Below are 2,542 nucleotides of genomic sequence, written 5' to 3' on the forward strand. Positions count from 1 at the left end.
TGGGCCGGGTCGACGAGCAGGTGAAGGTACGGGGCTTCCGGATCGAGCTGGGTGAGGTCCAGGCGGCCGTCGCCGCGCATCCGCAGGTCTCCCAGGCCGTCGTCACCGTCCGCGAGGACACCCCGGGCGACAAGCGCCTGGTCGCCTACGTCGTGCCCAGCGAAGGTTCCGACGGTCAACTGACCTCGGAAGTAGACGCGTTCGTCGCGCGGAGGCTGCCGTCGTACATGGTGCCGTCGGCGGTGGTGGAGCTGGACGCGCTGCCGCTCAATGCCAATGGAAAGCTCGACCGGACTGCCCTGCCCGCCCCGGAATACCGCTCGGACGCCGGACGAGGCCCCGCGAACGCACGGGAGGAGATCCTGTGCGCCGCCTTCGCCGAGGTGCTCGGCCTGGAGAGCGTCGGCGCCGACGATGACTTCTTCGCCCTCGGTGGCCACTCGCTGCTGGCGATCCGCCTCGTCGAGGCGGTGCGGGCGCGGGGCGTGACCGTGTCGGTGCGTTCGCTGTTCCTGGCCCCGACCCCGGCCGGGCTCGCGCTGTCGGTCGGCACCGAACGGGTCGCGGTGCCGGAGAACCTCATCCCCGCGGGCGCGACTGTGATCACGCCGGAGATGCTGCCGCTGGTGGACCTGTCGGCCGAGGAGATCGAGCGGGTCGTCTCGGGCGTCGACGGCGGGGCGGCCAACGTGGCCGACGTCTACCCGCTCGCACCCCTCCAGGAAGGCCTGCTCTTCCACCACATGCTCGCCGAGGGGGGTGAGGACGCGTATGTGATGCCGACGGTCCTCGAATTCGACTCCCGCGACCGGCTGCACGCCTTCCTCGACGCCCTCCAGCGGGTGGTCGACCGTCATGACATCCTGCGCACTGCGATCGTGTGGGAGGGCCTGAGCGAGCCGGTCCAGGTCGTGTGGCGCCGGGCCGCGCTGCCGGTGGACGAAGTGGCTCTGGACCCGCGGAGCACCGACCCGGTGGCCGAGCTGATGACGATCGGCAGCGGCGCGATGGACCTGGGACGGGCCCCGCTGATCCACCCGTACACCGCCGGTCTGCCGGACGGCCGGTGGCTTGCCCTCGTCCGGGTGCACCACATGGTCCAGGACCACACGGCCCTCGAAGTGCTGCTGGCCGAGGTAGGGGCATTCCTGGCGGGCCGTGGTGAAGCGCTCGCGCAGCCACTGCCGTTCCGCAATTTCGTGGCCCAGGCGCGCGACGCGTCGGCACGCGCCGGACACGAGCGCTACTTCGAGAACCTGCTCGGCGACGTGGACGAACCGACGGCTCCGTTCGGCCTGACGGACGTACTCGCCGACGGGTCCGGCGTGAAGCGGTCCGAAGTGGGCTTCTCACCCGAGCTGCGCGATCGTCTCAGGGAGATCTCGCGCCGCCTGGGAGTCAGTGCGGCGACCGTGATGCACGTGGCGTGGGCGCGGGCCGTGGCGGCCGTCAGCGGCCGGGACGACGTGGTGTTCGGCACCGTCCTGTTCGGCCGTATGAACGCCGGAGCCGGCGCCGACCGGGTACCCGGCCCCTTCCTCAACACGCTGCCCGTGCGCGTCCGGACGGCCGAGGTGGGCGCCCTGGCCGCCGTCTTCGCGATGCGCGGACAGCTGGCCGAACTTCTGGAGCACGAACACGCGACCCTGACCGTGGCACAACGCGCCAGCGGTGTTGCAGCGAACGTGCCGCTGTTCACCTCGTTCCTCAACTACCGGCACAACACCCCCGCTACCCCCGCCGGCGCCGAGGGCCGGCCCGCGGACGCCCCACAGGGGTTCCGGCCCGTCTTCTCGCGCGAGCGCACCAACTATCCGCTCGCCGTCTCCGTCGACGACAGCGGGGACCGGATCGGGCTGTCCGTCGATGCGGTGGCTCCGATCGACCCGCACGCCGTCGGCTCCTTGGTGCGGACCGTGACCGAGGGCCTGGTCTCCGCACTGGAAGACGCGCTGGATGGTGGCGAGGATCTGCCGTTGAGCGCGGTGGATGTGCTGGGTGAGGCGGAGCGCCGCCGGGTGGTGACGGAATGGAACGACACGACGGCGCTGGTGCCGGACGTTCTTGTGCCGGATTTGTTCGCTGCGCGGGTGGCGGAGTCCCCGGACGCGGTGGCGGTGGTGTTCGAGGGTGTGGAGGTGTCGTACGCGGAGCTGGACGCGCGGGCGAACCGGCTCGCCCAGCTGCTGATCACCCGTGGTGTCGGTGCGGAGTCGGTGGTGGGCCTGTGCCTGCCGCGTGGCGTCGAGATGATCGTCGCGATTCTGGCGGTGTGGAAGGCAGGCGGTGCGTATGTGCCGCTCGACCCCGAGCATCCGGCCGAGCGGATCGCGTTCATGCTGACGGACAGCGGTGCGGGAGTGGTGATCGGCCTCCGGGACGCGGCGGAGGGACTGGGCGACGATTTCGGGCCCGACCGCGTCGTGTGGCTGGACGACCCGCGCCTCCACGGTGAGCTGGCACTGCTTCCCGGCACGGCACCCGAGGCTTCGATCGTGCCGGGTGCGTTGGCGTATGTGATCTATACGTCGGGTTCGACGGG

The 2,542-nt window shown here is 71.1% G+C and carries 1 protein-coding gene; it reads left to right on the forward strand.

Annotated features, from left to right (window positions below; all coding sequences use genetic code 11):
- On the forward strand, positions 1 to 2,542 hold a 2,542-nt coding region (locus GTY56_RS26780; RefSeq protein WP_161367874.1), incomplete at both ends, for a condensation domain-containing protein.

This window comes from Streptomyces sp. SID5643, assembly GCF_009872555.1.
In the GTDB taxonomy this organism is placed as follows: domain Bacteria; phylum Actinomycetota; class Actinomycetes; order Streptomycetales; family Streptomycetaceae; genus Streptomyces; species Streptomyces iakyrus.